This is a genomic window from Amycolatopsis sp. CA-211722 (genome assembly GCF_056828465.1).
This window is the reverse complement of the sequence record NZ_CP184752.1, coordinates 3,948,603-3,973,062: the sequence shown is the minus strand read 5'-3', so window position 1 is coordinate 3,973,062 and position 24,460 is coordinate 3,948,603. Positions and strand designations below refer to the sequence as shown.

General features: G+C 69.2%; 17 protein-coding genes. 7 read left to right on the top strand and 10 right to left on the bottom strand.

Translation table 11 applies throughout. The annotated features are described in order from the left end of the window. Nucleotides 1–27 precede the first annotated feature (27 nt). Together ACOCEP_RS19330 and ACOCEP_RS19325 are read left to right on the top strand one after the other, a co-directional pair. Nucleotides 28–1,485 (top strand): flavin-containing monooxygenase, encoded by a 1,458-nt coding sequence (locus ACOCEP_RS19330; protein ID WP_482339003.1) that lies wholly within the window; start codon nucleotides 28–30, stop codon nucleotides 1,483–1,485. Further along, a complete protein-coding gene (locus ACOCEP_RS19325) occupies nucleotides 1,482–3,149 on the top strand; it encodes a GMC oxidoreductase (RefSeq protein WP_482339001.1) in 1,668 nt (555 codons plus the stop codon). The genes ACOCEP_RS19330 and ACOCEP_RS19325 overlap by 4 nt, the downstream gene beginning before the upstream one ends. A gap of 136 nt (nucleotides 3,150–3,285) precedes the next feature. On the opposite strand, the gene ACOCEP_RS19320 is transcribed toward ACOCEP_RS19325, so the two are convergent. Beyond that, nucleotides 3,286–4,776 (bottom strand): chitinase, encoded by a 1,491-nt coding sequence (locus ACOCEP_RS19320; protein WP_482338999.1) that lies wholly within the window; start codon nucleotides 4,774–4,776, stop codon nucleotides 3,286–3,288. Between the two features lie 161 nt (nucleotides 4,777–4,937). On the opposite strand from ACOCEP_RS19320, the gene ACOCEP_RS19315 reads away from it, so the two are divergent. After that, nucleotides 4,938–7,301: a Tex family protein gene (locus tag ACOCEP_RS19315; RefSeq protein ID WP_482338997.1), complete on the top strand. Its 2,364-nt coding sequence runs from the start codon at nucleotides 4,938–4,940 to the stop codon at nucleotides 7,299–7,301. An 83-nt stretch (nucleotides 7,302–7,384) separates the two neighbouring features. Here the strand turns inward: ACOCEP_RS19315 and ACOCEP_RS19310 are convergent, their stop codons facing one another. Beyond that, the gene (locus tag ACOCEP_RS19310; RefSeq protein ID WP_482338995.1) at nucleotides 7,385–9,115 is read right to left on the bottom strand and encodes an acyl-CoA dehydrogenase family protein; all 1,731 of its coding nucleotides are present in this window, start codon (nucleotides 9,113–9,115) and stop codon (nucleotides 7,385–7,387) included. A 26-nt stretch (nucleotides 9,116–9,141) separates the two neighbouring features. Further along, entirely contained in the window at nucleotides 9,142–10,470 is a 1,329-nt protein-coding gene (locus ACOCEP_RS19305; protein ID WP_482338993.1) for a serine hydrolase domain-containing protein, read from the bottom strand. Between the two features lie 274 nt (nucleotides 10,471–10,744). On the opposite strand from ACOCEP_RS19305, the gene ACOCEP_RS19300 reads away from it, so the two are divergent. Then, nucleotides 10,745–12,514 carry a DEAD/DEAH box helicase gene (locus ACOCEP_RS19300; RefSeq protein WP_482338991.1) on the top strand — a complete coding sequence of 590 codons (1,770 nt, stop codon included), beginning with the start codon at nucleotides 10,745–10,747 and terminating at the stop codon, nucleotides 12,512–12,514. A 287-nt stretch (nucleotides 12,515–12,801) separates the two neighbouring features. On the opposite strand, the gene ACOCEP_RS19295 is transcribed toward ACOCEP_RS19300, so the two are convergent. The 5 genes from ACOCEP_RS19295 to ACOCEP_RS19275 form a co-directional block, all read right to left on the bottom strand. Further along, nucleotides 12,802–13,734: an acyl-ACP desaturase gene (locus ACOCEP_RS19295; RefSeq protein ID WP_192746129.1), complete on the bottom strand. Its 933-nt coding sequence runs from the start codon at nucleotides 13,732–13,734 to the stop codon at nucleotides 12,802–12,804. Nucleotides 13,735–13,822: 88 nt separating this feature from the next. Further along, complete coding sequence (locus ACOCEP_RS19290; protein WP_482338989.1) at nucleotides 13,823–14,830, bottom strand: iron-siderophore ABC transporter substrate-binding protein; 1,008 nt, start codon at nucleotides 14,828–14,830, stop codon at nucleotides 13,823–13,825. Nucleotides 14,831–14,857: 27 nt separating this feature from the next. Beyond that, nucleotides 14,858–15,751 carry an ABC transporter permease gene (locus tag ACOCEP_RS19285; RefSeq protein ID WP_482338987.1) on the bottom strand — a complete coding sequence of 298 codons (894 nt, stop codon included), beginning with the start codon at nucleotides 15,749–15,751 and terminating at the stop codon, nucleotides 14,858–14,860. After that, nucleotides 15,738–16,520 carry an ABC transporter ATP-binding protein gene (locus ACOCEP_RS19280; protein WP_340685061.1) on the bottom strand — a complete coding sequence of 261 codons (783 nt, stop codon included), beginning with the start codon at nucleotides 16,518–16,520 and terminating at the stop codon, nucleotides 15,738–15,740. The genes ACOCEP_RS19285 and ACOCEP_RS19280 overlap by 14 nt, the downstream gene beginning before the upstream one ends. Before the next feature lie 16 nt (nucleotides 16,521–16,536). Beyond that, the gene (locus tag ACOCEP_RS19275) at nucleotides 16,537–17,598 is read right to left on the bottom strand and encodes an ABC transporter substrate-binding protein (RefSeq protein WP_482338985.1); all 1,062 of its coding nucleotides are present in this window, start codon (nucleotides 17,596–17,598) and stop codon (nucleotides 16,537–16,539) included. 216 nt (nucleotides 17,599–17,814) lie between these two features. On the opposite strand from ACOCEP_RS19275, the gene ACOCEP_RS19270 reads away from it, so the two are divergent. After that, entirely contained in the window at nucleotides 17,815–19,335 is a 1,521-nt protein-coding gene (locus ACOCEP_RS19270; RefSeq protein WP_482339763.1) for a sensor histidine kinase, read from the top strand. Nucleotides 19,336–19,460: 125 nt separating this feature from the next. Here ACOCEP_RS19270 and folP read toward each other — a convergent pair whose 3' ends face one another. Further along, nucleotides 19,461–20,327: a dihydropteroate synthase gene (folP, locus tag ACOCEP_RS19265; RefSeq protein WP_482338983.1), complete on the bottom strand. Its 867-nt coding sequence runs from the start codon at nucleotides 20,325–20,327 to the stop codon at nucleotides 19,461–19,463. A gap of 142 nt (nucleotides 20,328–20,469) precedes the next feature. Here folP and ACOCEP_RS19260 point away from each other — a divergent pair, with 142 nt between their 5' ends. Next, the gene (locus ACOCEP_RS19260) at nucleotides 20,470–21,630 is read left to right on the top strand and encodes a glycoside hydrolase family 88/105 protein (protein WP_482338982.1); all 1,161 of its coding nucleotides are present in this window, start codon (nucleotides 20,470–20,472) and stop codon (nucleotides 21,628–21,630) included. Between the two features lie 143 nt (nucleotides 21,631–21,773). Continuing rightward, nucleotides 21,774–22,778 (top strand): winged helix-turn-helix domain-containing protein, encoded by a 1,005-nt coding sequence (locus ACOCEP_RS19255; protein WP_482338980.1) that lies wholly within the window; start codon nucleotides 21,774–21,776, stop codon nucleotides 22,776–22,778. Between the two features lie 98 nt (nucleotides 22,779–22,876). Here ACOCEP_RS19255 and ACOCEP_RS19250 read toward each other — a convergent pair whose 3' ends face one another. Further along, the gene (locus ACOCEP_RS19250) at nucleotides 22,877–24,448 is read right to left on the bottom strand and encodes an alkaline phosphatase D family protein (RefSeq protein WP_482338978.1); all 1,572 of its coding nucleotides are present in this window, start codon (nucleotides 24,446–24,448) and stop codon (nucleotides 22,877–22,879) included. Between the last annotated feature and the right edge of the window lie 12 nt (nucleotides 24,449–24,460).

Below are 24,460 nucleotides of genomic sequence, written 5' to 3'. Positions count from 1 at the left end.
GGTGACCGCTGGGTAACTTCGATCGGCATGGGCGATACGAGCGTGCTGATCGTAGGGACGGGCTTCGGCGGGGTCGGGACGGCGATCGAGCTCAAGCGCGCCGGCTTCGAGAACTTCACCATCCTGGAGAGCGCCGGCGAACCCGGCGGCGTCTGGCGGGAGAACACGTACCCCGGCGCGGGCTGCGACATCCCGTCGCCGCTGTACTCGTTCTCCTACGAGCCCAACCCCGACTGGCCGAAGCGGTTCTCTCTGCAACCGGACATCCACGAGTACCTCAAACGCGTGGTGCGCCGCTACGGGCTCGAACCGCACATCCGGTTCGGCGTCCGCGTCACCTCCGCGGCCTTCGACGAGGAACGTGGGCTCTGGCGGGTGGAGACCGCGGGCGGCGAGACGTACGAGGCGAACGTCTTCGTCCCCGCCGTCGGCCAGCTCTCGCGGCCGGTCCAGCCGGACATCCCCGGCCAGGAGACCTTCGAGGGCACCAGCTTCCACTCCGCACACTGGGATCACGACGTCGACCTGCGCGGCAAGAAGGTCGCGGTGATCGGCACCGGCGCGAGCGCGATCCAGTTCGTACCCGAACTCCAGCGCCAGGCGGGCGAACTGACCGTCTTCCAGCGCACCGCGCCGTACATCATGGCCAAACGGGACACCAGCTACCGGCGCTGGCAGCAGCGGCTGTTCCGGCGTTTCCCGGCCACACAACTCCTCGGCAGGCTCCGGGTCTTCGCCCTCACCGAATACGCGACCTACGCGATGACCAAGAGCCCCGCACTGCTCAGGCTCCTCGAACTGAGGGCGGCCCAGCTTCGCCGCAAGTACCTCAAGGATCCGGCGCTGCGCCGGAAACTCACCCCCGACTACTCCCTCGGCTGCAAGCGGGTCCTGTTCACCAACGAGTACTTGCCCGCGCTGGCGCAGCACAACGTCGCCGTGGAGACGCGGCGCATCAGCGCGATCACGCCGTCCGGCGTGCTCACCGAAGACGGCGTCGAACACGAGGCGGACGTCATCGTCTACGGAACCGGGTTCGCGGCGACCGACTTCCTCGGCGAGGTCGAGGTGAAAGGTCTCGCCGGCAAGGCTCTGTCCGACGTGTGGAAGGACGGCGCGCGGGCGTATCTCGGCATGACCGTGCCGGGTTTCCCGAACCTGTTCTGCGTCTATGGGCCCAACACGAACATCGGCGCGGGGTCTGTCATCTACATGATCGAACGGCAGGCCCGCTACATCCGGCAGGCCGTCGAGCACCTGTCCCGGCCGGGTGTGTCCTATATGGACGTCGTCCCGGAGGTCGAGCGGACTTACGACGAGGAGATCCAGCGGCGGCTGGGCAAGACCGTGTGGACGACCTGTGCCAGCTGGTACCGCCAGGAGAACGGCCGGGTGAGCGCGAACTGGCCGGGATTGCTGTCCGAATACCACCGGCGGACGAAGAAGCTCGACCTCGGCGACTACCGGACGGCGGGAGCACGATGAACTACGACGTGCTGGTGATCGGCTCCGGTTTCGGCGGCAGCGTGACCGCCCTGCGGCTCACCGAGAAGGGGTACCGCGTCGGCGTGCTGGAGACCGGCCGCCGGTTCGCCGACGACGAGTTCGCGAAGACGTCGTGGCGGCTGCGAAAGTACCTATGGGCGCCGAAACTGGGCTGCTACGGCATCCAGCGGCTCACGCTGCTGAAGAACACGTTCGTCCTGAGCGGCGCGGGTGTCGGCGGCGGCTCGCTCGTCTACGCGAACACGCTCTACGAGCCCCCGGACACCTTCTACCGGGATCCGCAGTGGGCGCACATCACCGACTGGAAGGCCGAACTAGCCCCGCATTACGACCAGGCGAAACGGATGCTGGGCGTGGTCGAGAACCCGCTGGTCACCCCGGCCGACCGGGTGCTGCGCGAGGTCGCCGAGGACATGGGCATCGCGGACACCTACCGGCCGACCCCGGTCGGCGTCCACTTCGGCGCGCGCGACGTCGACCCGTTCTTCGGCGGCGAAGGCCCGCTGCGGAAGCCGTGCACGCACTGCGGCGAGTGCATGACCGGCTGCCGGGTCGGTGCGAAGAACACGACCGTCAAGAACTACCTGTACCTGGCGGAGAAGGCGGGCGCGGAGGTCCATCCGCTGACCACCGCGGTGTCGGTCCGGCCGATCGACGGCGGCTACGCGGTCGACACCGTCCGGACAGGACGGTGGGCGCGCAAGGAAAAGCGGACGTTCACCGCCGAGCAGGTCGTGTTCGCCGCCGCTTCCCTGGGCACGCAACGGCTTCTGCACTCGCTCAAGGATTCGGGCACCCTGCCCGAGCTGTCGCCGCGGCTGGGCCTGCTCGCCAGGACGAACTCCGAGGCCGTGCTCGCCGCGCGCTCGCTGCGCGACGACACGGACTTCACCCGCGGCGTCGCGATCACGTCGTCGATCCATCCCGACGCCGTCACGCACGTCGAACCGGTGCGTTACGGCAAGGGCAGCAACGCCATGGGACTGCTCGCGACGGTGCTCGTCGACGCCGAGCCGGGCAAACGCCGCTGGGTGCTGGGCGTCCGCGAGCTGTGGCGGCACCGGCGGAACCTGGTGCGGCTGCACAACCCCCGGCGCTGGTCGGAACGGATGGTCGGGCTGCTGGTGATGCAGACGCTGAACAATTCCGTGACCACGTACACGAAACGCGGGCTGTTCGGCCGCCGGATGACCACGAAACAGGGCATCGGCGACCCGAACCCCGAGTGGATCCCCGCCGGGCACGAGGTCACGCGGCGGGTGGCGGACAAGATCGGCGGGCTGGCGCAGGGCGCGTGGACGGATCTGGCGAACATCCCGGTCACCGGGCATTTCATCGGCGGCTGCGCGATCGGCGACAGCGCCGAGACCGGCGTCGTCGACCCGTACCAGCGGGTGCACGGGTACCCGGGGCTGCACATCGCCGACGGCTCGGCGATCTCGGCGAACCTCGGCGTGAACCCGTCGCTGACCATCACCGCACAGGCGGAACGCGCGATGTCGTTGTGGCCCAACAAAGGTGAGGACGATCCCCGGCCGCCGCTCGGCTCCGCCTACCGGCGCCTGTCCCCCGTCGCGCCGCTGAAGCCCGTCGTCCCTCCGGAGGCCCCGGCGGCCCTGCGCCTGCCCCTCACGCCCCTCTGACTCCCGCGTTTCGTCCTCTGGATGCGGTAGTTCGCCCTGCCAACTACCGCATCCAGAGGACGAAACGCGAGACATGGAAGAGGCGGGGCACCGTCGCCCGCGCGACGGCGGTGCCCCGCCCCGGTCTAGTGGTGCGTCACGGGAGGCCGGCCAGGCCCGCGCTCACCGTGTTCGACCACGCGTAGCCCTGCGAGGCGTCCCAGTTGATCGACCAGGTCATCGCGCCCCGGATCGCCGGGTACGTCGTCGAAGGCTTGAACGAACCGCAGTTCGTGCCCTTCGCCAGGCAGTTCAGCGCGTTGACCGTGTTGCCGGGCGCCTGGTAGCCACCACCGGCCGCCGAACCCGACGCGGGCAGGCCGAGCCCGACCTGGTCGGCGCGCAGCCCGCTCTGCAGCTGGATGCAGGCCAGTGCGGTGAGGAAGTCCACCGTGCCCTGCGAGTAGACCTTCTGGTCGCAGCCGAGCATCGTGCCGCTGTTGTAGTACTGCATGTTGACGATGGTCAGGATGTCCTTGACGTTCAGCGCCAGCTTGAAGTACTCCGCCGCCGGGCTCTGCATGTCGATCGTCTGCGGCGCCATGGTGATGATCGAGCCGCCGGCCGCGTGGATGCTGCGCAGCGCCTGCGCCATGTAGGTCGCGTTGACGCCGTTCTCCAGGTCGATGTCGACGCCGTCGAAGCCGTAGGTCGCGATGAGCGACTTCATGCTGTTGGAGAAGTTCGTCGCCGCGGCCGAGGAGTCGACGCGGATCGTGCCCTTCTCACCGCCGACGGACAGGATGACCTTCTGCCCGCGCGCCTGCGCCGTCTTGATGTCGGCCTTGAACTGCGCGTCGGTGTAGCCGCCGAGCTGGCTCGACAGACCCGAGTCGAGGGTGAAGCTGACCGCGCCCGGCGTGGCCGTCGCGTCGGCGAAGGACACCGCGATGATGTTGTACTTCGTCGGGACGTCGGCGAGCTTGAGCGCCTTCGCGCCGTTGTAGAAGTTCTGCCAGTAGCCGGTGATCACGTGCTTCGGCAGGTTCCCGGTCGGCGGGGTGCTCGTCGTGGTCGTCGGCGGGTTCGACGTGGTGGTCGTCGGGCTCGTGGACGTCGTCGGCGTGGTCGGCGTCGTGGTGGGCGAGCCGCCGGGACCGTCGAGGTTCACGTCGTCGGCGAAGTACGCGGGCTGGCCGTACCAGCCGTGCAGGTAGATCTCGACGCTCGTGGTGGACGCGCCGGTGGTGAAGCTCAGCGAGAGCTGCGACCAGCTGCCGCCACCCGGGGTCCAGGTGTTCTTGTCACCCGTCCCGGTGCCGGTGACACCGAGGTAGGTGTAGCTGCCCTGCACCCACGCCGAAAGCGTGTACGCGGTGTTGGCCTTCACGGCCACGCTCTGCGAGCAGCGGGCGTTGTCCTGCCCCGCCGGGGTGGCGCTGAGCGCGCGGGTGCCCGAGTGGACCGGCGTCGTGACCACCGCGTTCGTGCCGGTGCAGGTCCAGCCGCTCGTGGTCCCGAGTTCGAAGCCGGGGTTGGTCAGGATGTTGGCGGCCGAGGCGCTGCCCGAGACCGCGAAAGTCACCCCCAGGCACACGGCCAGTGACGACAGCAGGGCGAGGAACGCGTGTTTGGGCTTCACTTTCACGACTGGCCTCCACGAACGGGTGATGTCGGCCACATCAAAATGGTACAGACCAATACAACTGTCAAGGGTTCGGTTAGGGGAGGCCATACGAAAGTCGGCTCGGCGCGAGCGGCAGAATGCAGGGTCCGAGAGCACCCGAGGGCGGATTCAGGAGCGTGGGAGTGAGCGTGCAGGGCCTGCAGACAGTCGAGCAGAAGATCGCCGAAGAACTCGGCGTGCGCGAGGGGCAGGTCAAGGCGGCCGTCGACCTGCTGGACGGCGGATCGACCGTGCCGTTCATCGCCCGGTACCGCAAAGAGGTCACCGGGATGCTGGACGACACCCAGCTCCGCACCCTCGAAGAGCGCCTCCGCTACCTGCGGGAACTCGGCGAGCGCAAGGTCGCGGTGCTGGAGTCGATCCGCAGCCAGGGCAAGCTGGACGAGGCGCTCGAAGCGTCGATCATGGCGGCCGACACCAAGTCCCGTCTCGAGGACATCTACCTGCCGTACAAGCCCAAGCGGCGGACGAAGGCGATGATCGCCCGCGAGGCCGGTCTGGAGCCGCTCGCCGACGGGCTGCTGAGCGACCCGAACACCGACCCGCAGGCCGCCGCCGCGGTGTTCGTCGACGCCGACAAGGGCGTCGCGGACGCGCAGGCCGCGCTGGACGGCGCCCGCGCGATCCTCGTCGAGCGCTTCGCCGAAGACGCCGATCTGATCGGCGAGCTGCGAGAGAAGATGTGGGCGGAAGGCCGGCTCGCTTCCAAGGTCCGCGACGGCAAGGCCGAAGAGGGCGCGAAGTTCTCCGACTACTTCGAGTTCTCCGAGCCCTACACCAAGCTCCCCTCGCACCGGATCCTCGCGATGTTCCGCGGCGAGAAGGAAGAGATCCTCGACCTGTCGATGGAGTCGGAGGAGCCCTCCGAAGAACCGCGCACCGGGCCGACCGAGTACGAGAACCGCATCGCCCACAAGTTCGGCATCTCGAACGAAGGCCGCCCGGCCGACAAGTGGCTCGGGGACACCGTCCGCTGGGCGTGGCGGACGAAGATCCTGCTGCACCTGGGGATCGACCTGCGGATGCGGCTGCGCCAGTCGGCCGAGGACGACGCCGTCCGCGTGTTCGCCGCGAACCTGCGCGACCTGCTGCTCGCCGCCCCGGCCGGCACGCGCGCCACGATGGGCCTCGATCCGGGCTTCCGTACCGGTGTCAAGGTCGCCGTCGTCGACGCGACCGGCAAGGTCGTCGCCACTCACGTGATCTACCCGCACCAGCCCGCCAACAAATGGGACCAGTCCATCGCCGAACTCGCCGCGCTGTGCGCCCGGCACAAGGTGGACCTGATCTCGATCGGCAACGGCACCGCGTCGCGCGAGACCGACAAGCTCGCCGGCGAACTGATCAAGAAGCACCCGGAACTGAAGCTGACCAAGGCCGTCGTCTCGGAGGCCGGCGCGTCGGTCTATTCGGCGTCGGCGTTCGCTTCGCAGGAGCTGCCGGGCATGGACGTCTCGCTGCGCGGCGCGGTCTCCATCGCGCGCCGGCTGCAGGACCCGCTGGCGGAACTGGTGAAGATCGACCCGAAGTCGATCGGCGTCGGGCAGTACCAGCACGACCTGTCGGAGATCTCGCTGTCGCGCTCACTCGACGCGGTGGTCGAGGACTGTGTGAACGCCGTCGGCGTGGACGTCAACACCGCGTCGGCGCCGCTGCTGACCCGCGTTTCGGGGATCACGACGACGCTGGCCGAGAACATCGTCGCGCACCGCGACGAGAACGGGCCGTTCAAGACCCGCAGCGGGCTCAAGGAGGTCGCGCGGCTGGGCCCGAAGGCCTTCGAGCAGTGCGCGGGCTTTCTCCGGATCCCGGACGGCGACGACCCGCTCGACTCGTCCTCGGTGCACCCGGAGGCGTACCCGGTGGTGCGGCGGATCCTTTCGTCCACCGGTACCGACATCCGTTCGCTGATCGGCAACACGCGGACGCTACAGGCGCTGAAGCCCACGGAGTTCGTCGACGACACCTTCGGTCTCCCGACGGTGACCGACATCCTCGCCGAGCTCGACAAGCCGGGCCGCGACCCGCGTCCGGCGTTCAAGACCGCGACCTTCGCCGACGGCGTCGAGAAGATCGGCGACCTCAAGCCGGGTATGCGCCTGGAAGGCGTCGTGACGAACGTGGCCGCGTTCGGCGCGTTCATCGACGTCGGTGTGCACCAGGACGGGCTCGCGCACGTGTCCGCGCTGTCGAAGAACTTCGTCAAGGACCCGCGTGAGGTCGTGAAACCGGGCGACATCGTCAAGGTGAAGGTGCTGGAGGTCGACGTGCCGCGCAAGCGGATCTCGCTGACCCTGCGCCTGGACGACGAGCCCGGCAAGCCCGCTCGCGAGCAGGGCGGCGGCGGTCGTGACCGCGGCCAGCGTCAGGGCGGCGGTCAGCGTGGCGGTCAGGGCGGCCGTGGGGGCGGCCGGGACCGCGGCGGGAACTCCGGTGGCGGCGGCGCCATGGCGGACGCGCTCCGGAAGGCCGGTTTCGGCAAGTAGAGCTGCTGAAGGGCGCTTTCCCCGCATGCGATGTGGGGAAAGCGCCCTTCACTGTGTCAGATGCGGGGAAAGCGTCCTTCAGCTCACGGATTCATCGCGTAGGCGCCGGAAAGATCGCGGACCAGGGACCACACGTGGTCGAAGCGGGCCGCGTCCACGACCGGCTTCCGGATCGACGCGAGCGCGAGCGCCTGCTGCGCGTCCGTCGAGGACGACTTCCCGTGCAGGTCGATCGCGGTGAGGCTGAAGTCCTGCACCAGGATGGCGAAGATCTGGTCGACGACCTCGGTCTCGATCCCGGTGATCTCCGCCTGCTCCAGCACCAGCTGCCCGTAGACGACCAGCGTGAACAGCTCGGTCAGCGCGAGACCGAAGTCGATGTCCTGCTGCTGCGCCTCGTCCGGGGCCGCGTCGGTGAACAGCTTCACCAGCGCCTCGGCCTGTTCGGTGAACCGCGCGACGTTCGGGATCGCGGACGCCTTGGCGTACGCCTCGCGCCAGTCGTGGAACCGCACCTTCGAGAGCCCGCGCGCGGGGCCCTGGCGGAACAGGAACTCGTCGTCGGCCGCGTCGGAGCGGGTCGGCACCGGCTCGTAAGCCTGCGGCGCGAACAGGTAGGCGGGCACGAACTTCGCGATCAGCGCGAGGTTCACCGCCACCGTGCCTTCGAGCTTCGGCAGGCCGTCGATGTCGTTCTTGGACATCGCGAGATAGGTGTCGGCCTCGAACCCCTTGGCGGCCACCACATCCGCGACCAGGCCGATGACCTTCTGCGCCTCGGTGGTCACCTTCATCTTGGTGATCGGGTTGAACAGCAGGTACCGGCGGTCGTCCGCGTTCGCGCTGCGGAAGTAGTCCACGGCGCGGTCGGAGAACAGCTTCATCGCGACGAGCCGCGCGTACGCCTCGACGAATTCCCTGCGCACATGCGGGAAATCGGTGACCTTCTTGCCGTAGAGCACCCGGTTGTGCGCGTGCGTGATCGCCTCGTACAGCGAGTGCGTCGACATGCCGATGCCGCCGAAGCACAGGTTGAACTTGCCGATGTTGACCGTGTTCAGCGCCGCGGAGAACGCGTCGGCGCCCACGTGCAGAATGTCCTCTTCGGACACCGGGTAGTCGTTCAGCTCGAACTCGGCGACGTACATCTGCGACGGCACGACGTTCTTCACCACGCGGTAGTTCGGGTGTTCCGAGTCCGCGTAGAAGAACACGTACTGGTCCGGCCCTTCGACGCCGTCGATGCGGCCGAACACCGACACGGTCCGCGCGCAGTTGCCGTTGCCGATGTAGTACTTCGACCCGTTCGCGCGGTAGCCGCCCGCGCCGTCCGGGGTGAGCACGAGGTCCGACGAGTAGATGTCGGCCCCGTGCTCCTTTTCGGACAGTCCGAACGCGGCGACGCCGCCGGCCGCGAGCGAGTCCGCCGCGCGTTTGCGGGCGGCCTCGTTCGCGCTCTGCCACACCGGGCCCAGGCCGAGGATGGTGACCTGCCACGGGTACCAGTAATTGAGCCCATAGAAGCCGAGGATTTCCGACAGGGCCGCGACCCGCGCGGTGTCCCAGCGCTTGTCGGGGTTCCCTTCGGCGTTGGCGCCGGGAGTGAGGAACGTCGAGAACAGGCCTTCCTTGCCCGCGAACTCGATGAAGTCCGCGTAGAAGGTCCGGTCGTGGTAGTCCTCGACGAGCTTGCGCTTGCCACGCTGTTCGAACCACTCGATGGTGGCACGGAGCAGGCGACGCGTCTCCGGGTCGAACTGCTGGGGGTCGTACCCACCCGGGTTCAGCAACAACGCGGTCGCCTTTTCGCTCATGGTGCACTCCTGGTCAGCCGAAGTTACTACCCGGTAACCGTAGCGCCTCGCTGGGCCGTCCGGCCACCGAACTCGATCGAAGTCACCCGTCCACGCTCGTCGCGCAGGAACCGCGCGGTGGGTTTGCGGGTGTCGGCGGCGGGGGCGATCGCGTCGTCGTCCACGAAGACCGCCTCGAACGGCGGCGGCGAGGGGAAGCCCTCGACGTCGGCGACGAGCTGGGCCCAGAGGACACCGTCCCGGTCGCTGATCACGAACGCCAGGTCACCGGTCTGGTAGCGGCCCAGGTACTCGGCGATCTTCGGCTGGGGCGCCGGCGGCGGGGTCGCGAGCGGCGGCAGCCCGACCAGATGCTCCAGGCACCAGTCGACGATCTTGGCGCCCAGCGCCGATCCGCCCGCGCTGTTGGTCAGCACCGTGACGGCGAAGTCGTGTTCCGGCAGAGTGACGAACTCCGACAGCTGCAGATTGCTCACGTTGCCACCGTGCCGGACCAGCCGGGCCGCGCCGTGGGTCGTGTGCAGCCAGCTCAGCCCGACCTCCTCGAACCGCAGCGCGGCCTTGCGTTGCGGCGCTCGCATGAGGTCGCGGGTCGCTTCGCTGAGCGGCGGCTCGCCCTCGGCCTCGCCGCTCAGGAAGAACCGGGCCCACTTCAGCTGATCTCCCGCCGTCGACCACAGTCCGCCGCTCGCGCTGTCCGCGCGGGTGAGGCCCACGGTGTGCTCGACCGCAGGTTCGCCATCGCGCAGCACGTGCCCGACGGCGTGACGGCGCGTGAGCACCTCCCACGGCAGGTAATACGACTCGGTCATGCCGAGCGGTTCGAGCAGCCGGGCACGGACGACGTCCTCGAAAGGCTCGCCCGCGGCCACCTCGACGACCCGTCCGGCCAGCTGGAATCCGGCGTTGCAGTACGAGAACACCTCGCCGGGCGCGAAATTCTGCGGCAGGTCACCGAACTTCGCGATCGCGAGGGCCAGCGCGTCGTCACCCCACCCGGTGGCGAAGTCGACGTCGCCGAGGAATCCGGCGGAATGCGTGAGCAGATGGCGCAGGGTCACCGTCTCGCGCGCCGCCAGCGGGACGTCGGGAAGGTAGTCGACGACCGGCCTGTCGAGGTCCAGCACACCGTCTTCGACCAGGGCCAGCACGGCGGCCGCGGCGAACGTCTTGCTGGTGGAGCCGATCATGAACAACGTGCCGGAATCGACCGGGAGCCCAGTGTCCACACTGGACACTCCGGTGACGGACACCGACTCCACGCCCCGGTGCGTCACCCCCACCACGGCTCCGGGGACGTTCGCGCGGCGCACCTCCTCGTCGAGCACCCCTTGCAGCTCCTGAACGTTCGACACCCGTGTCCCCTTTCGTCCGGTCAGGCCAGCGTTTCACCGCGACGCCGCGCGCGGCTCGTCCGAACCGACGAACATCACCGGGCCGGTGCGGGCGATATCACGTAGCCCGGGAGATCACGACCCAGTACACTGGACGACGCGGTCCGCTCAGTTCTGCCTCGGGCCGCGTTTCGTTGTCGAAGACCACGCGCCGCGGCCCCCGAGGTCTGCGCCGGGCAGGACAACCGTTTCTATCCTTACGGAGATACCAGGGCGCCCGTGCGCCCACACGCTTATGAGCACACCTACTTTCACCGAACTCGGCCTGCCCAAGACGATCGTCGACACGCTCGCCGAACAGGGCGTCACCAGCCCGTTCCCGATCCAGGCCGCCACGCTGCCGCATTCGCTGGCCGGCCGGGACGTCCTCGGCCGCGGCCGCACCGGCTCCGGCAAGACGTACGGCTTCGTGCTGCCCGTCCTCGCCCGGCTCGCCGAAGGCCCGACCCGCCGCCGCCCCGGCCGCCCGCGGGCGCTGGTCCTGGCTCCGACGCGCGAACTGGCGACCCAGATCGAGGCGTCGTTCCTGCCGCTGGCCAAACCGCTCGGCCTCAAGGTCACCACGATCTTCGGCGGCGTCAGCCCCAACCCGCAGATCACCCGGCTGCGTGACGGCGTGGACATCGTCGTCGCCTGCCCCGGCCGCCTCGCGGACCACATGCGCTCGGGCGAGGCGAAGCTCGACCACGTCGAGATCACCGTGCTGGACGAGGCCGACCACATGGCCGACCTCGGCTTCCTGCCCGACGTGCGGCGCATCATGGCCGAGACCCCGGAGCGCGGGCAGCGGCTGCTGTTCTCCGCGACCCTCGACGCGGGTGTCGACGTGCTGGTCAAGCGCTTCATGCACGACCCGGTGACGCACAGCGTCGACTCGGCCCAGTCGCCGGTCTCGACCATGCAGCACCACGTTCTGCACCTGGAGGAGACGCACCGGTTGCCGGTGCTGATCGACCTCACCGCCGCCCCGGGCCGCACGCTGGTGTTCACCCGCACGAAGCACCGCGCCAAGCAGTTGACGCGCAAGCTCATGGCCTCCGGCGTGCCGGCGGTCGAGCTGCACGGCAACCTCGGCCAGACCGCGCGGACCCGCAACCTGGAAGCGTTTGCCTCCGGCGCGGCGAAGACGCTGGTCGCGACCGACATCGCCGCCCGCGGGATCCACGTCGACGACGTCACCCTGGTCATCCACGCCGACCCGCCGGTCGAACACAAGGCGTACCTGCACCGCTCCGGCCGGACCGCCCGGGCGGGCGCGTCCGGCACCGTCGTCACGCTGATGACCGACGCGCAGGTCGGCGACGTCCGCGACCTCGCTCGCAAGGCCGGCATCAAGCCGACCACGACCCAGCTCGGCCCCGGCCACCCGCTGCTGTCGGAGCTGGCGCCCGGTGAGCGTTCGTTCACCGCGTCGCCGCGGCGGCCGATCGTGGACACGCGGCCGAAGCGGGTCAGCGCCAGCGGCGAAGCGATCCCGGGCAAGGGCGACGACGAAGACCGTCCCACCGGCGGTGGGCGCGGCTCCCGCGGTGGACGTGGCCGAGGCCCCTCCGCCGGTGGCCGCGGCGCTTCCGGCGGCGGTCGTGGTTCTTCCAGCGGTGGCCGTTCCGGTGCCGGCCGCGGCGCTTCCGCTGGTGGCCGCTCGGCTAGCGGCCGCGGTGCTTCCGCTGGTGGCGCTCGTCAAGGCGGTGCTTCCGCTGGTGGCGCCCGTCGCGGCGCGGACGCTTCCGATGGCCGCTCGCGTCAGCCTCGCGCCGAGGGCGACCGTCGCGGTGCTTCCGCCGGCCAAGGCCGTCGCGCGGCCGAGTCCGGCGGGCGGCGCGAAGGCGGGCCCAAGGGCGGCGGCCAGGGCCGTCGCGCCGGCGCGGACTCCCAGCCGCGCCGCGGTTCCGGTTCCGCCAAGTCGCAGACCTCGCGGAACCAGTCCGGCGGCGCTCCGGCCCGTCGCGGCGGTGCCGCCGCGTTCTCCTCGGGGACCCGCGCCGGCTCGCGCCGCTCGCGCTAGCGCCCCCCGCCTACCTTCACGCGAGTTACGCCTTGAATCACTCGAGTTACGCCTCCCGTCACGCGAGTTACGCCTTGAATCACGCGAGTTGCGCCTTCCGTCACGCGTGATCGGATGGCCGACACATGGGTTGGCCGTCTGATCACGCGAGTCGGCCACCTGATCACGCGTGACGGCCGCCGAATCACGTGACGGAAGGCGTAACTCGCGTGGCTAAAGGCGTAACTCGCGTGACTAGAGGCGCGACTCGCGTGATTGAAGACGTAACTCGCGTGATTGAAGGCGTATCACGCCTGGCGGGCGGCGGCGCGGGCTTCGGCGGCCGCCCGACGCTCCTCGAAGCGAGAAGCCTGCGTGTCGAGGGCCTTCAGGAACTGGTCGAGTTCGTCCCGCGCCTTCTCGCCCACCTCGCCGAGCCCTTCGAGCTCGAAGATCTTCCACTGCCGCAGCAACGGCCAGATCACCTCGTCGTGGTGGATCCGCAGGTCGTAGATGCCCGCCTTCGCGATCAGCGCGGCCTTCCGCACGAAGCTCGGGATCACCGCGCCCGGCATCTGGAACTGGACGACCTCGTCGGTGATGGCGCGCATCATCGCGTCGGGTGACAGCTCCAGCGACGCCTGCACCAGGTTCCGGTAGAAGAGCATGTGCAGGTTTTCGTCCATCGCGACCCGCGCGAGCAGCTTCTCGCACAACGGATCCTGCGTGTACTTCCCGGTGTTGCGGTGCGAGATGCGCGTCGCCAGCTCCTGGAAGGACACGTACGCGAAGACGTTCAGCAGCTCCTTGTCGCCGCTGTCGTACCCGGCCTGCATGGTCTCCATCCGCATGCGCTCCAGCTCGACCGGGTCCACCGCGCGCGTCACCAGCAGGTAGTCACGGATGCAGATCCCGTGGCGGCCCTCTTCGGCGGTCCAGCGATGCACCCACGTTCCCCACGCGCCGTCGCGGCCGAAGGCACGCTCGATCTCGCGGTGGTAGCTCGGCAGGTTGTCCTCGGTGAGGAGGTTGACCTCCAACGACGTCCGCGCGATCGGCGACACCCGCGACTGCTCGGGATCCCACGCCTCACCACCGAGATCGGCGAAGTTCCGGCCCTCGTCCCAGGGCACGTACTCGTGCGGCATCCATTCCTTGGCGACCGTGAGATGCCGGTTGAGGTTCTCTTCCACCGTCCCCTCGAGCTCGAGCATCAGCCGGGTGGTTTCGGGGACCGCCATGCGTTTCGTCCTTCCAGGGTAGGGAAACGCTACCTACGACACCGTAACTTACGGTGTCGTAGGTTTGCCACCTCCGGAAGATGAACGCTCAGGAGCCCGCCAGCTTCGGCACCAGCTGTTCGATCGCGTACGGGATGCTCAGCACGGTGTTGAACGAGATCGCGGCCCCGACCGGCGGGTTCTCGTAGGTGATGAACAGATCCCGCTTCTCCGCCGAGACCTTCAGCCGCTGGTACACCGGATCGGCCCGCACCCTCGTCTCCGCGCCGACGTCGGAGTTCAGCCACACCAGCCGATCCGCGTCGAACAGATCGAACCGTTCCGAGGAGACCTCGACGACGTTGTTCTCCGGTTCGCTCAACGCCTTCACCGGTTCGAACGGCCGGAAGCCCAGCTCGGTCATGAAGATCATCTTCGGGTCCGTCGTGGTGAACGCGGAGAACTTGCCCGCCTCGAAGGTGTCGGCGACGACCATCGTCAGTTTCGCGAACTCCGGGTGTTCCGCCCGCGCCCGCGCGAAACGGCCGTCGATCCCGCCGATCAGGTCCTCGGCCTTCTGCGGGAGCCCCAGCGCGCGGCCCACCATCCGGGTCGTCTCCCGCCACGGCGCCGCGTAGTCCTCGTACTTCGGCGGTTGCGCGACGACCGGAGCGAGCTGCGAGAGCTTGTCGTACTGCTCCTTCTTCATCCCGCTGTACTGGGCGAGGATCAGGTCCGGCTTCAGCGCCGCGATCTTCTCGAAGTTGTAGTCGTCCCGTTCGCCGACGACCTCCGGCTGCTTGTCACCCCAGCGAGCCTGGGTCCACGGCCACTTCCCGTACGGCCGCTCCTTGAACCAGTCGACGGCGCCGACCGGCCGGATCCCGAGCGCCAGCACGGCGTCGTGGTCGGACAGGCCGAGCGTGACGATCCTCGAAGGCTGCTTCTCGACCGTCGTCGACCCGTATTTGTGCTCGACGGTCACCGGGAAGGTGCCCCGGGCCTCCGGCGGCACCAGGGTCTCGTCGACCGAGTGCGAAGAACCGCAACCGGCCACCAGCAACGACATCATCAGCGCGGTCAGGGTCGCCTTGACCCGCACCCCAGTAACGGACATGCGGGTAAGGCTAGCCTGGCCAAAGTCCTAAAGGGACGCGGTGAGACCACGGGCACGCAGGACCGACCGTTCCAGCGGCCGGAACACCACCAGCTCGATACCGACCCCGACCAGCAGGATCAGGAAGATGGCCGACATCACGGCCTCCATGCTGTTGAACGACGAGCCTTCGTGCAGGTACGCGCCGAGTCCCTTGCCGAGCGCCGGGGACAGCGCGATCAGCTCGGCGGCCATCAGCGAACGCCACGAGAACGCCCAGCCCTGCTTGAGCCCGGCGAGGAATCCGGGCAGCGCGGCGGGCAGCAGGATGTGCCGCGCCGACGACAGCCTGCTCGCGCCCATCACCTGGCCCACCCGCGGCAGTATCGGCGGGATCTGGTCGATTCCGGCGACCAGACCGTTGGCGATCGAAGGAACCGAACCCAGCAGGACCACGAAGTAGATCGACGCGTCGTTCAGCCCGAACCACAGGATCGCCGCGGGCACCCAGGCCACCGACGGAAGGCTCTGCAGCCCGGTCAGGAACGGCCCGACCGCGGCCCGGACGACCCGGACCTTCGCCACGAGCAGCCCGAGCGGGGTGCCGATGAGCACGCCGATCAGGAAGCCCAGCGCGGCCCGGTGCACCGACGTCCACACGAACTCGAAGATCTCGCCGTCGACGGTGATGCCGACGAGTTCGTCCCATACCGCGAGCGGCGAGGGCAGCATCGCCTCCGGCCAGAACGCGGCGGCCCAGAGTGCCTGCCACAGCGCGACCAGCAGCGCCAGGAAGACCACCGGCGGCACGAAGCCGCGCAGGAACCGCTTGCCCCGGCTTTCCCGGCGTTCGCCGGTCGGGGTGTCGAGCGAGTCGAGCCCCGCGCCGACGGCCTCGTCGGCGTCCTCCACCGCGGTTTCGGGGCGGTCAAGCCGCGGCATGGGTACTGATCACCTCCCGGAGGTGACCGGTGATCTCCAGCGTCAGCTCCTCGGCGTCGGAGGCCTGGACGTCGCGCCATTCCCGCACGACCCGGCCCGGCCGCGACGACAGCAGCACGACGCGCTGGCCGAGCCGGACGGCCTCGCGGACGTCGTGGGTCACGAACAGCACCGACGTGCCGGTGCTGCGGTAGACGCGCAGCAGTTCACCCTGCAGGACGTCGCGGGTGATGGCGTCGAGCGCGGCAAACGGCTCGTCCATCAGCAGCAGCGACTGCTCCGGGTCACCGCCGACGCGCAGGGTGGCGGCCAGCGCCCTGGCGAGCGCGACGCGCTGCCGCATCCCGCCGGACAGCTCGTGCGGACGCTTGTCACCAGCGCCGCCGAGGCGGACGAGTTCGAGCAGTTCGGCCGCCTTCTCGCGGCGCTCGGCCCGGCCGAAACCGGCGAGGCGCAGCGGCAGTTCCACGTTGCGGGCCGCGGTCAGCCACGGCATCAGCGCGGCCTCCTGGAACATGACCGCGGGCCGGGAGGTTTCGAGCGTGATCGAGCCCGACGTCGGCCGGTCGAGGCCGGCGACCAGGTTCAGCAGGGTGCTCTTGCCGCACCCGGAGGCGCCGAGGAGGCAGACGAACTCGCCGGGGGCGACCGTCAGGTCCATCCCGTCGAGGGCCACGACGGCGCGGCCGGTCGGCCCGAAAGCCTTCCGGACCCCGTCGAGGCGCACGGCGACACCGGTGGACAGGCCGGGCTCCAAGGTGGTCGTCATCGCTGATCCCCTCCGGTCACTTCGTCAGCCCGGGCGCGTCCACGCCGGGCTTGCCCTGCTCTTTGAGCACGGCGTTGAGCGGGCCGAAATCGGCGAACCCCTTGAGGTCCACCGCGGACTTCACCACGCCCGCGGTCACCGAGTCCTGTGCGAGCTGGGTGAAGGTCGACGCCACCGGGTCGATGCCGAGTTCGATACCGGAGAACGCTCGATCGAGGACGGCCTCGCTCAGTGTGCTGCCCGCGAGGGCCTTGAGCTCGCCGTTGACGACCTTCTTCGCCTCGGCGGGGTTGGTCTTCGCCCACTCGATGGCGGCGAGTTCACCCTTGAGGATGGCGGTGACGGTCTCCGGGTGCTGCTGCAGGAACTCACTGCGGACGATCACTACCGTGGTCGGGAACTTGCCTTCCGGCCACAGGTTCTTCTCGTCCACCAGCACCTTCGCGCCCGCGTCCAGCACGAGCCGCGAGGACCACGGCTCGGGCAGCCAGCCGCCGTCGAGCTCACCCTTCTTGAAGGCGTCGAACGTCTTCGGGTTGTCGAGGTTCGTGACCTTGACGTCCGGCAGCTTCTTCTCGGCGACGAACTTCTTGAGCGCGACGTCCTGGGTGTTCGCCAGCGACGGCGTCGCGATGTTCTTGCCGGTGAGCTGCTCGGGCGTGGCGATCTCGGGCTTCACCACCAGCTGCGCGCCGCCGGTGACCGCGCCGGAGACCAGCTGGATGGCGCCCTTGGACTTGGTGAAGGCGTTGATGGCGGGGCCGGAGCCGATGAACGCGATGTCGAGCGAGTTGCCGAGCAGCGCGTTGACCTCTTCGGGCCCGGCGTTGAACGTCTGGGTGGTGAGCTTCGTCGAGCCGAGTTCCTTGGCGAAGAAGCCGTTCTTGGTCCCGATCAGCGCGGGCGCGTGCGTCACGTTCGGGAAGTACCCGACGCGCACCTCGGCCGCGGCACCCTGGCTCTTCTGGCCGGCCGGGGCGGCACCGCTGTCCGCGCGTGAACACCCCGCGATCCCGCCGGCCAGTGTCAGGGCGGCGAAGGCCGCGGCCAGCAAGCGGGTTCTGTGGTGGGTGCGCACGGCAGGTCGCCTTTCGGAGGGTACGACTCGGCTCGGGTGATGGCGCGAGAGTCGCATGTCCACCCACATGACTGCATCGCCATCCGAATGACGGGAAAGATGCTGAGAAAGCTTGACACCAGGCGGAACTGTTGTTCCACATTTCAGGACCGGTGTAACGGATCGGGCCGAACGGGCGAATCACGCTTAGTGGTGACGCACCCTCGTACCGTCGCGATGGCGGGCGTGCTGACCGCCGGGATCGGGATGGGCGTCGTCGCGTCGACGCTCAAGATCGCCGACGGCACGCACACCGTGCTCGACACCACCCTGTCCACGACGACGGGGTTCCTCTTCCTCCTCGCCGGCGCCGTCGCGCACGTACGCCGCGCCTCGAATCCCATCGGTCTGCTCATCGCACTGGCCGGGCTCGCGTTGTTCACCGAGGACCTGCAGTTCGCCGACGAACCGCTGGTGCACACGGCGGGGCTCGCGTTGTCCGCCGCGTCCAGCCCGGTGATCGCGCATCTCGTCCTCGCCTTCCCGCACGGGAAACTCCGGTCCCGCGGGGAACGGGTGCTCGCCCTCTCCGCGTACGCCGTGGTGTTCGGGGCGGCCGTCCTCGGCCTGCTGGTCGACGACGATCCGCGGAACCTCGCCGCCGTCGCCGCCTCGCCGGAGGCCGAACAGCTGGTCAAACGGCTGCTCGAACTGGTCGGCGCGCTGATCGGCGGCGGGGTCGTGGTGGTCCTGCTCTATCGCTGGCTCGCCGGGCGGATCCCGCAGCGGAGGCTGCTCTCCCCCGTTCTCGCGATCGCCGTGGTCGGCGCGGTGAGCACCACGGTCGGCAGCGCGCTCGGCTCCGGGCATCCGCTCGCCGAACCGCTGCTGGACGTCTACCGGATCTCGTTCTGCCTGTGGCCGCTGACGTTCCTGATCGGGGTGCTGCGGGCGCGGGTCGGCAACGCGGAGATGATCCGGCTCCTGCTGGAACGCGACGGCACCGGGCTGGCCGCGCTCGTGCAGGACGACGAGGTGTGGAAGGACAGCCGGTCGATCGACGCGCTCAACGCGGCCGCCGGGCTGGTACTGGACAACCAGCGGCTCGCCGCGGAACTGGAGGAGCGCCTCGTCGAGGTCCAGGCCTCCCGTGCCCGCATCGTGGCCGCCGCCGACGACGAGCGGCGGCGGGTCGAGCGGGATCTGCACGACGGCGCGCAGCAACGCCTGGTCAGCGTCGTCCTGCTGGTGCGGATGGCGGAACGCCGGCTCGGGAGCGAACTCACCCCCGCCGTCGCGACACTGCTGCGGAGCACCATCGACGAACTGCAGGCCACGGTCACCGAACTGCGTGAACTCGCGCGCGGGCTGCGCCCCGCGATCCTCACCGAGGCCGGGCTGATCCCCGCCGTCCGCTCGCTGCTGGACCGCGTCCCGCTCACCGTCGACCTCGCGGGCGCGGACGTGCCACGGCTCAGCGGCGCCGTCGAGGCGACGGCGTATTTCGTCGTCTCCGAGGCCGTCACCAATGCCCTGAAGCACGCACAGGCGGATGAGGTCCGCGTAGGCATCCGCGTCGAGGACGACGTGCTACGGGTGGACGTCCACGACGACGGCACCGGCACGGCCGACATCGGCGGCGGCTCCGGGCTGCACGGCCTCCGTGACCGGGTCCGCGCGCTCGGCGGCGAACTGACCGTCGTGAGCGAACCCGCCTCGGGCACCACGGTTTCGGCGGTCATCCCGCTGGGCGGCTAGGCACCTGCCGCGGTGCGTGTCTGCGGGGACGGCACTGGTGACCAGATGGACGACACGCGAAATGCCCGATCGCAGGTGTTCGGGACACGGCTCCAGACCGAATCGCGCTGACGACCGACGGACGGCTAGGCCAGCCCGCGGATGGCGCGCGCGGGCGGCCGTACTCCCTGGATCGACGCGATCATCTCCAGCACCTGGCGCGTACGCCGCACCTCGTGCACCCGGAACACCTTGGCCCCCTCGGCCACCGCCCAGGCCGTGGCGGCGAGCGTGCCGTCGACCCGCTCCGCGAGCTCCACGCCGAGCGTCTCGCCGACGAAGTCCTTATTGGACAGTGCCATCAGCACCGGCCACCCGGTGTCGGCCAGTTCCCGCGCGTGCCGCAGCAGCGCCAGGCTGTGCCACGTGTTCTTGCCGAAGTCGTGCGTCGGATCGATCAGCACCCCTTCACGGGGGACACCGAGCGCGACGACGGCTTCGGCGTGCGCCGTGGTCTCCGCGACGACGTCCGCGACGATGTCCGGGTAGCGCACCCGGAACGGACGGGTCCTCGGGACGGCGTTCCCGGTGTGCGAGCAGACGTAGCCGGTGCCGAACTCGGCGGCGACCTCGGCCAGTTTCGGATCGGCGCCGGCCCAGGTGTCGTTGATCAGGTCCGCGCCCGCCTCGGCCGCGCGCCTGCCCACCTCGTGGCGCCAGGTGTCGACGCTGATCACCAGGCCGGGGTGCAGTTCGCGGATCCGCTCGACGAACGGGACCACCCGTCGGATCTCTTCCTCGACGTCGACCTCCGCGCCGGGGCCCGCCTTGACCCCGCCGATGTCCACGATGTCCGCGCCGTCGGCCACCGCCCGGTCGACGGCGGCGAGCGCGTCCGGATCCGAGAAGGTCGCCCCCTTGTCGTAGAAGGAGTCGGGGGTGCGGTTGACGATCGCCATGACCAGGGCGCGGTCCCGGGCGACGCGGCGCCCGCGGAAGGTCAGCTCGTTCACGCACCGATCGTAGGCGAGCCGGCGGCTTCACCGGAGGGTGCCGCCCAGCGGGAAGAGATCGGATCTCTCTTGACTCGCCGTCGAAAACGCGAGTAGACGTTGTCCCGCAAGGAAGTTCAGCCCGGCGCAGGAAGGGCCTCGAATGTCCCCAGATCCTCTTCGTGCGGCACGGCTTTCCCGGCGCACCGTGCTGGCGGGAACCGCGGGCGCCGTCGGTGCGCTCGCCCTGCCCGGCGTGGCGTCCGCGGCTCCGGTGGAGTGGTCGCGCGCCGTCGTCGACTCGACGATGAAGCGGCACACCCCGGCCACTCTCGGCGGCTGGGGCTACACCCGCGGGCTGTACCTCTACGGCCAGTACCTGGTGTACCAGCGCACCGGCGAGCGGTCCTACCTCGACTACATCCTCGCCTGGTACGACCGGTTCGTCACCGAAAGCGGGATCTCGAACAACTTCACCAACCTGGACGCGATGCGCTCCGGGCAGATGTTCCCCTTGCTGTACACCGAAACCGGGCAGGCGAAGTACCGGACCGCGGCGGACCAGCTGCGTGCGAGGTTCCCGTCCTATCCCCGGACGTCCGACGGCGGGATGTTCCACGCCACGAGCCGGGTCGGGCAGCTGTGGGCGGACGGCGTGTACATGGCGCAGCCGTTCCTCGCCCTGTACGGCAAGACCTTCGGGGACGCCGAGTACTGCTACGAGGAAGCCGCGAAGAACGTCAGCGTCTACTTCGACCGGCTCAAGGAGCCCGCGAAGGGCCTGCTCTACCACGCCTACGACGAAGACGGCTCGGAACCGTGGGCCTCGGGCCCCGGACGGCATTCGAAATTCCACTGGGGACGCGCGATCGGCTGGCTCGGGATGACGGCGATCGACCTCCTCGAAATCCTCCCCCGCGACCATCCGCGCCGCCGTCGTCTCGTCGACGTCGTGAAATTCCTCGCCGCGGGATACACCCGCTGGCAGGACCGGGCCTCGGGCCGCTGGTTCCAGGTCGTCGACCGGGGCGGCGACAAGGACAACTGGCTGGAGACCTCGGCTTCGGCGATGTACACCTTCCTGCTTTCGCGCGCGGTGGAACGCGGCTACGTCGGCACCGAGTACCGGCACGTGGCCGCGAAGGGATATCGCGGGGTTTTGTCCCAGGTTTCGACCGGAGCCGACGGAACGACCGACATCTCGAACATCTCCGAAGGGACGAACGTCGGAGACACGGCGTATTACTACGCGCGTAAACGCAACACCAACGATTTCCACGGTCTCGGCGCGTTCCTCATCATGAATGAGCAACTCGCCCGCTGAGTCGCCGCACCGGCCGAAGGGCGCTTTCCCCGCTTCCGACCTGGGGAAAGCGCCCTTCGACCGATTTACGGCCGGATTCCGGGTATTGACCGGAGGCGCTAACATCGCGTGCTGCGACGCCCACTCCCAGGAGGGACGACCGGATGCGCGAGACGCCGCCCCCGGCTTCTTTTACCCGGCTCGAACTCGGTGACACCAGCACGATCCCGGTCGGTGTGACGGTTTCCCCGCACATCTCCCTGGTCTCGATGCTCGTCGAGGTCGTCGGCGGGTACGACCGCGGCCTCCCCGCCGCCTGGCGTCGTCAGGTGGGTTCGGCGATCCCCGAGCAGGGCTATCGCGCGGCGAGCTCACTCGCCCGCCGCGGCACCTCGGTGCAACCGGACTTCATCGTCCCGATCAGTCCCGGTGAGGACTGCTCCGCCGCGACTCAGGCGGAAATGCTGCGTGAGCTGACGGAATCCGACGTCCAGAAAGGCCTGGAAGAGGTCTTCGGCGATCAGGTGCCCGCGCAGTGGCGGCAGGCCGCCGACCATCCGAGACGCTGGGCCGCCTCGCTCGCGGACGCCTTCACCGCGACCAGGCTGGCGACCGAAACCCTCTGGGCCAAGGCCCGGCCCCTGCTCGACCGCGAAATCGAACGGATCGGCGTCGCCTCCGTCCGCGGTGGGACCGACGCGGTGCTCGGCCTGCTGCGGCCCCATTTCCGGTTCAGCAACGGCTGTCTCCTGCTGCCCGACGCCGAGCCGGCGAAGTACGCCGTCCGGGGCCGCAAACTGATCCTCGTCCCGATGCTCGCGGGCAGCCGCTCGGTGGTGTCCAACTTCGACGAAGAGGACGCCATCTGGATCGGCTACCCGCTGCCGGGGCTCGACGGGCTTCTCGACACCGGGAAGGCCGAGCCCGCCCCCGGTGTCGACGGGCTCGACCTGGTGGTCGGCGCCCACCGCGCGAAACTGTTGCGGCATCTGGGAAAACCCGCCCGGATGGGCGAGATCGCCACTCTGCTGTCCTGCGCCGCGAGCACCGCGACCTACCACTGCGAACAGCTCGTCTCGGCGGGGTTGATCCAGCGGCACCGCGAGGGTCAGGTGGTCCTGGTGGTCCGGACACCCCGCGGTGACGCGCTGGTGGATCTGCTGTCCTGACTCGAGGTCCGTGGGCTGAAAGCGTCCTTCACCGCATCGGATGCGACGAAAGCGCCCTTCACCGCGTGAGACGAGGCGAAGGACGCTTTCAGCCCGTTCTAGACCCGCTGCAACCCCGGCTTCCCCGCTTCGACGACGTACGAACGGTCCGCGGCCAGGACCACCTTCGAGAAGTCGTACTCGCTGGTGTCCGAAACCGTCATGAAGTCCGCCCGCATCTGCGTTTGCGACGCCGTCACCCGGACGTAGCCGCGCTTTCCCCGGCAGTACTTGATATGCGGGTTGTGCGACAGCCACGTCGACGACGGATCGGTCGCGGTGTCGCTGTTGCTCGTGACCGAGGTCGTCACCAGTTCCGAACCGAACACCGGGTCGCTGTGGTTGAAGTAGTCCCGGCGCAGGTCGGCCGCCCAGTGCCGGTGGACGTCGCCGGTCAGCACGATCGGGTTCGGCACCTTGCGGTCCACGATGCCCTTCGCGATCCGGTCGCGGGAAGCTTCGTATCCCTGCCAGGAATCGGGGCTCTCACAGGTCGCCTTGTTGCCGTCGCCGTCACGGGTGGCGAAGAAGACCTGCTGGCCCAGGAAATCCCACTTCGCCGGATGCGTCTCCAGCGCCTTCAGCAGCCAAGCCTCCTGTGTCGTGCCCAGGATGCTGCGCGACGTCGACCGCATGTCGGTGCACGAGGGACCCGCCGAACCGGACGGGTCGGTCACCTGCGCGTTGCGGTACTGGCGCGTGTCGAGCATGTGGAACCGGGCGAGGTTGCCCCAGCCGAACTGCCGGTACAGGCGGATCGACGCGCCGCTCGGCTTCGCGGTGGACCGGATCGGCATGTTCTCGTAGAACGCCTGGAAACCGGCGGCCTTGCGGTCGGCGGTGGCCGGGCTGGTGGTGCCGTTCCAGTTGTTCATCACCTCGTGGTCGTCGAAGACCACGACCCACGGCGCCATCGCGTGCGCGTTCTGGAGGTCGGCGTCGGTCTTGTGCTGGGCGTGCCGCGCGCGGTACTGGGCGAGCGTCGTCACGTCCTCGGTGAAGGCCAGCCGGCGCGGGTTCCGGTCGGCGGCGGCGCGGCCGGACTTCCGCTCGTACATGTAGTCGCCCAGGAACAGCACCAGATCCGGGTTGTCGGCGAGCATGCCCTTGTACGAGTGGTACCAGCCTTCCTCCCAGTGCTGACACGAGGAGAAGCAGTACTTCAGCTGGTTCACCGCGGCACCGGCGGCGGGCGCGGTGCGGGTCCGGCCGACCGGCGAAAGGTAGCCGCTGGTCTTGAACCGGTAGAAGTATTCACGTCCCGGCTCGAGCCCGGCCGGTTCGATGTGCACGCTGTGCCCGGAAGCGCGAGCCGCGGTCACCGTGCCCCGCTGCACGATCGAGGAGAACGCCTGGTCGTTGGCGAGTTCCCAGTCCACTGTGTACGAAGCGTCCGGCATACCGCCGAAACCGTCGGGGTTCAGCGGGGCGGGCGCGAGCCGCGTCCACAGCACGACACTGTCCGGCAACGGATCACCCGAGGCGACCCCGAGCTGGAACGGATCGTGGATGGCGGGCGCCGCCGCCAGCGTTCTCGCGTTCGCCCACGAAGGCACCGTCGACGACAACGCCGCCGCCGAAACCGCCGCGGCACCGCCGAGGAGTACCGCCCGCCGATTCACCTGGCCCATGAAAATTCAACC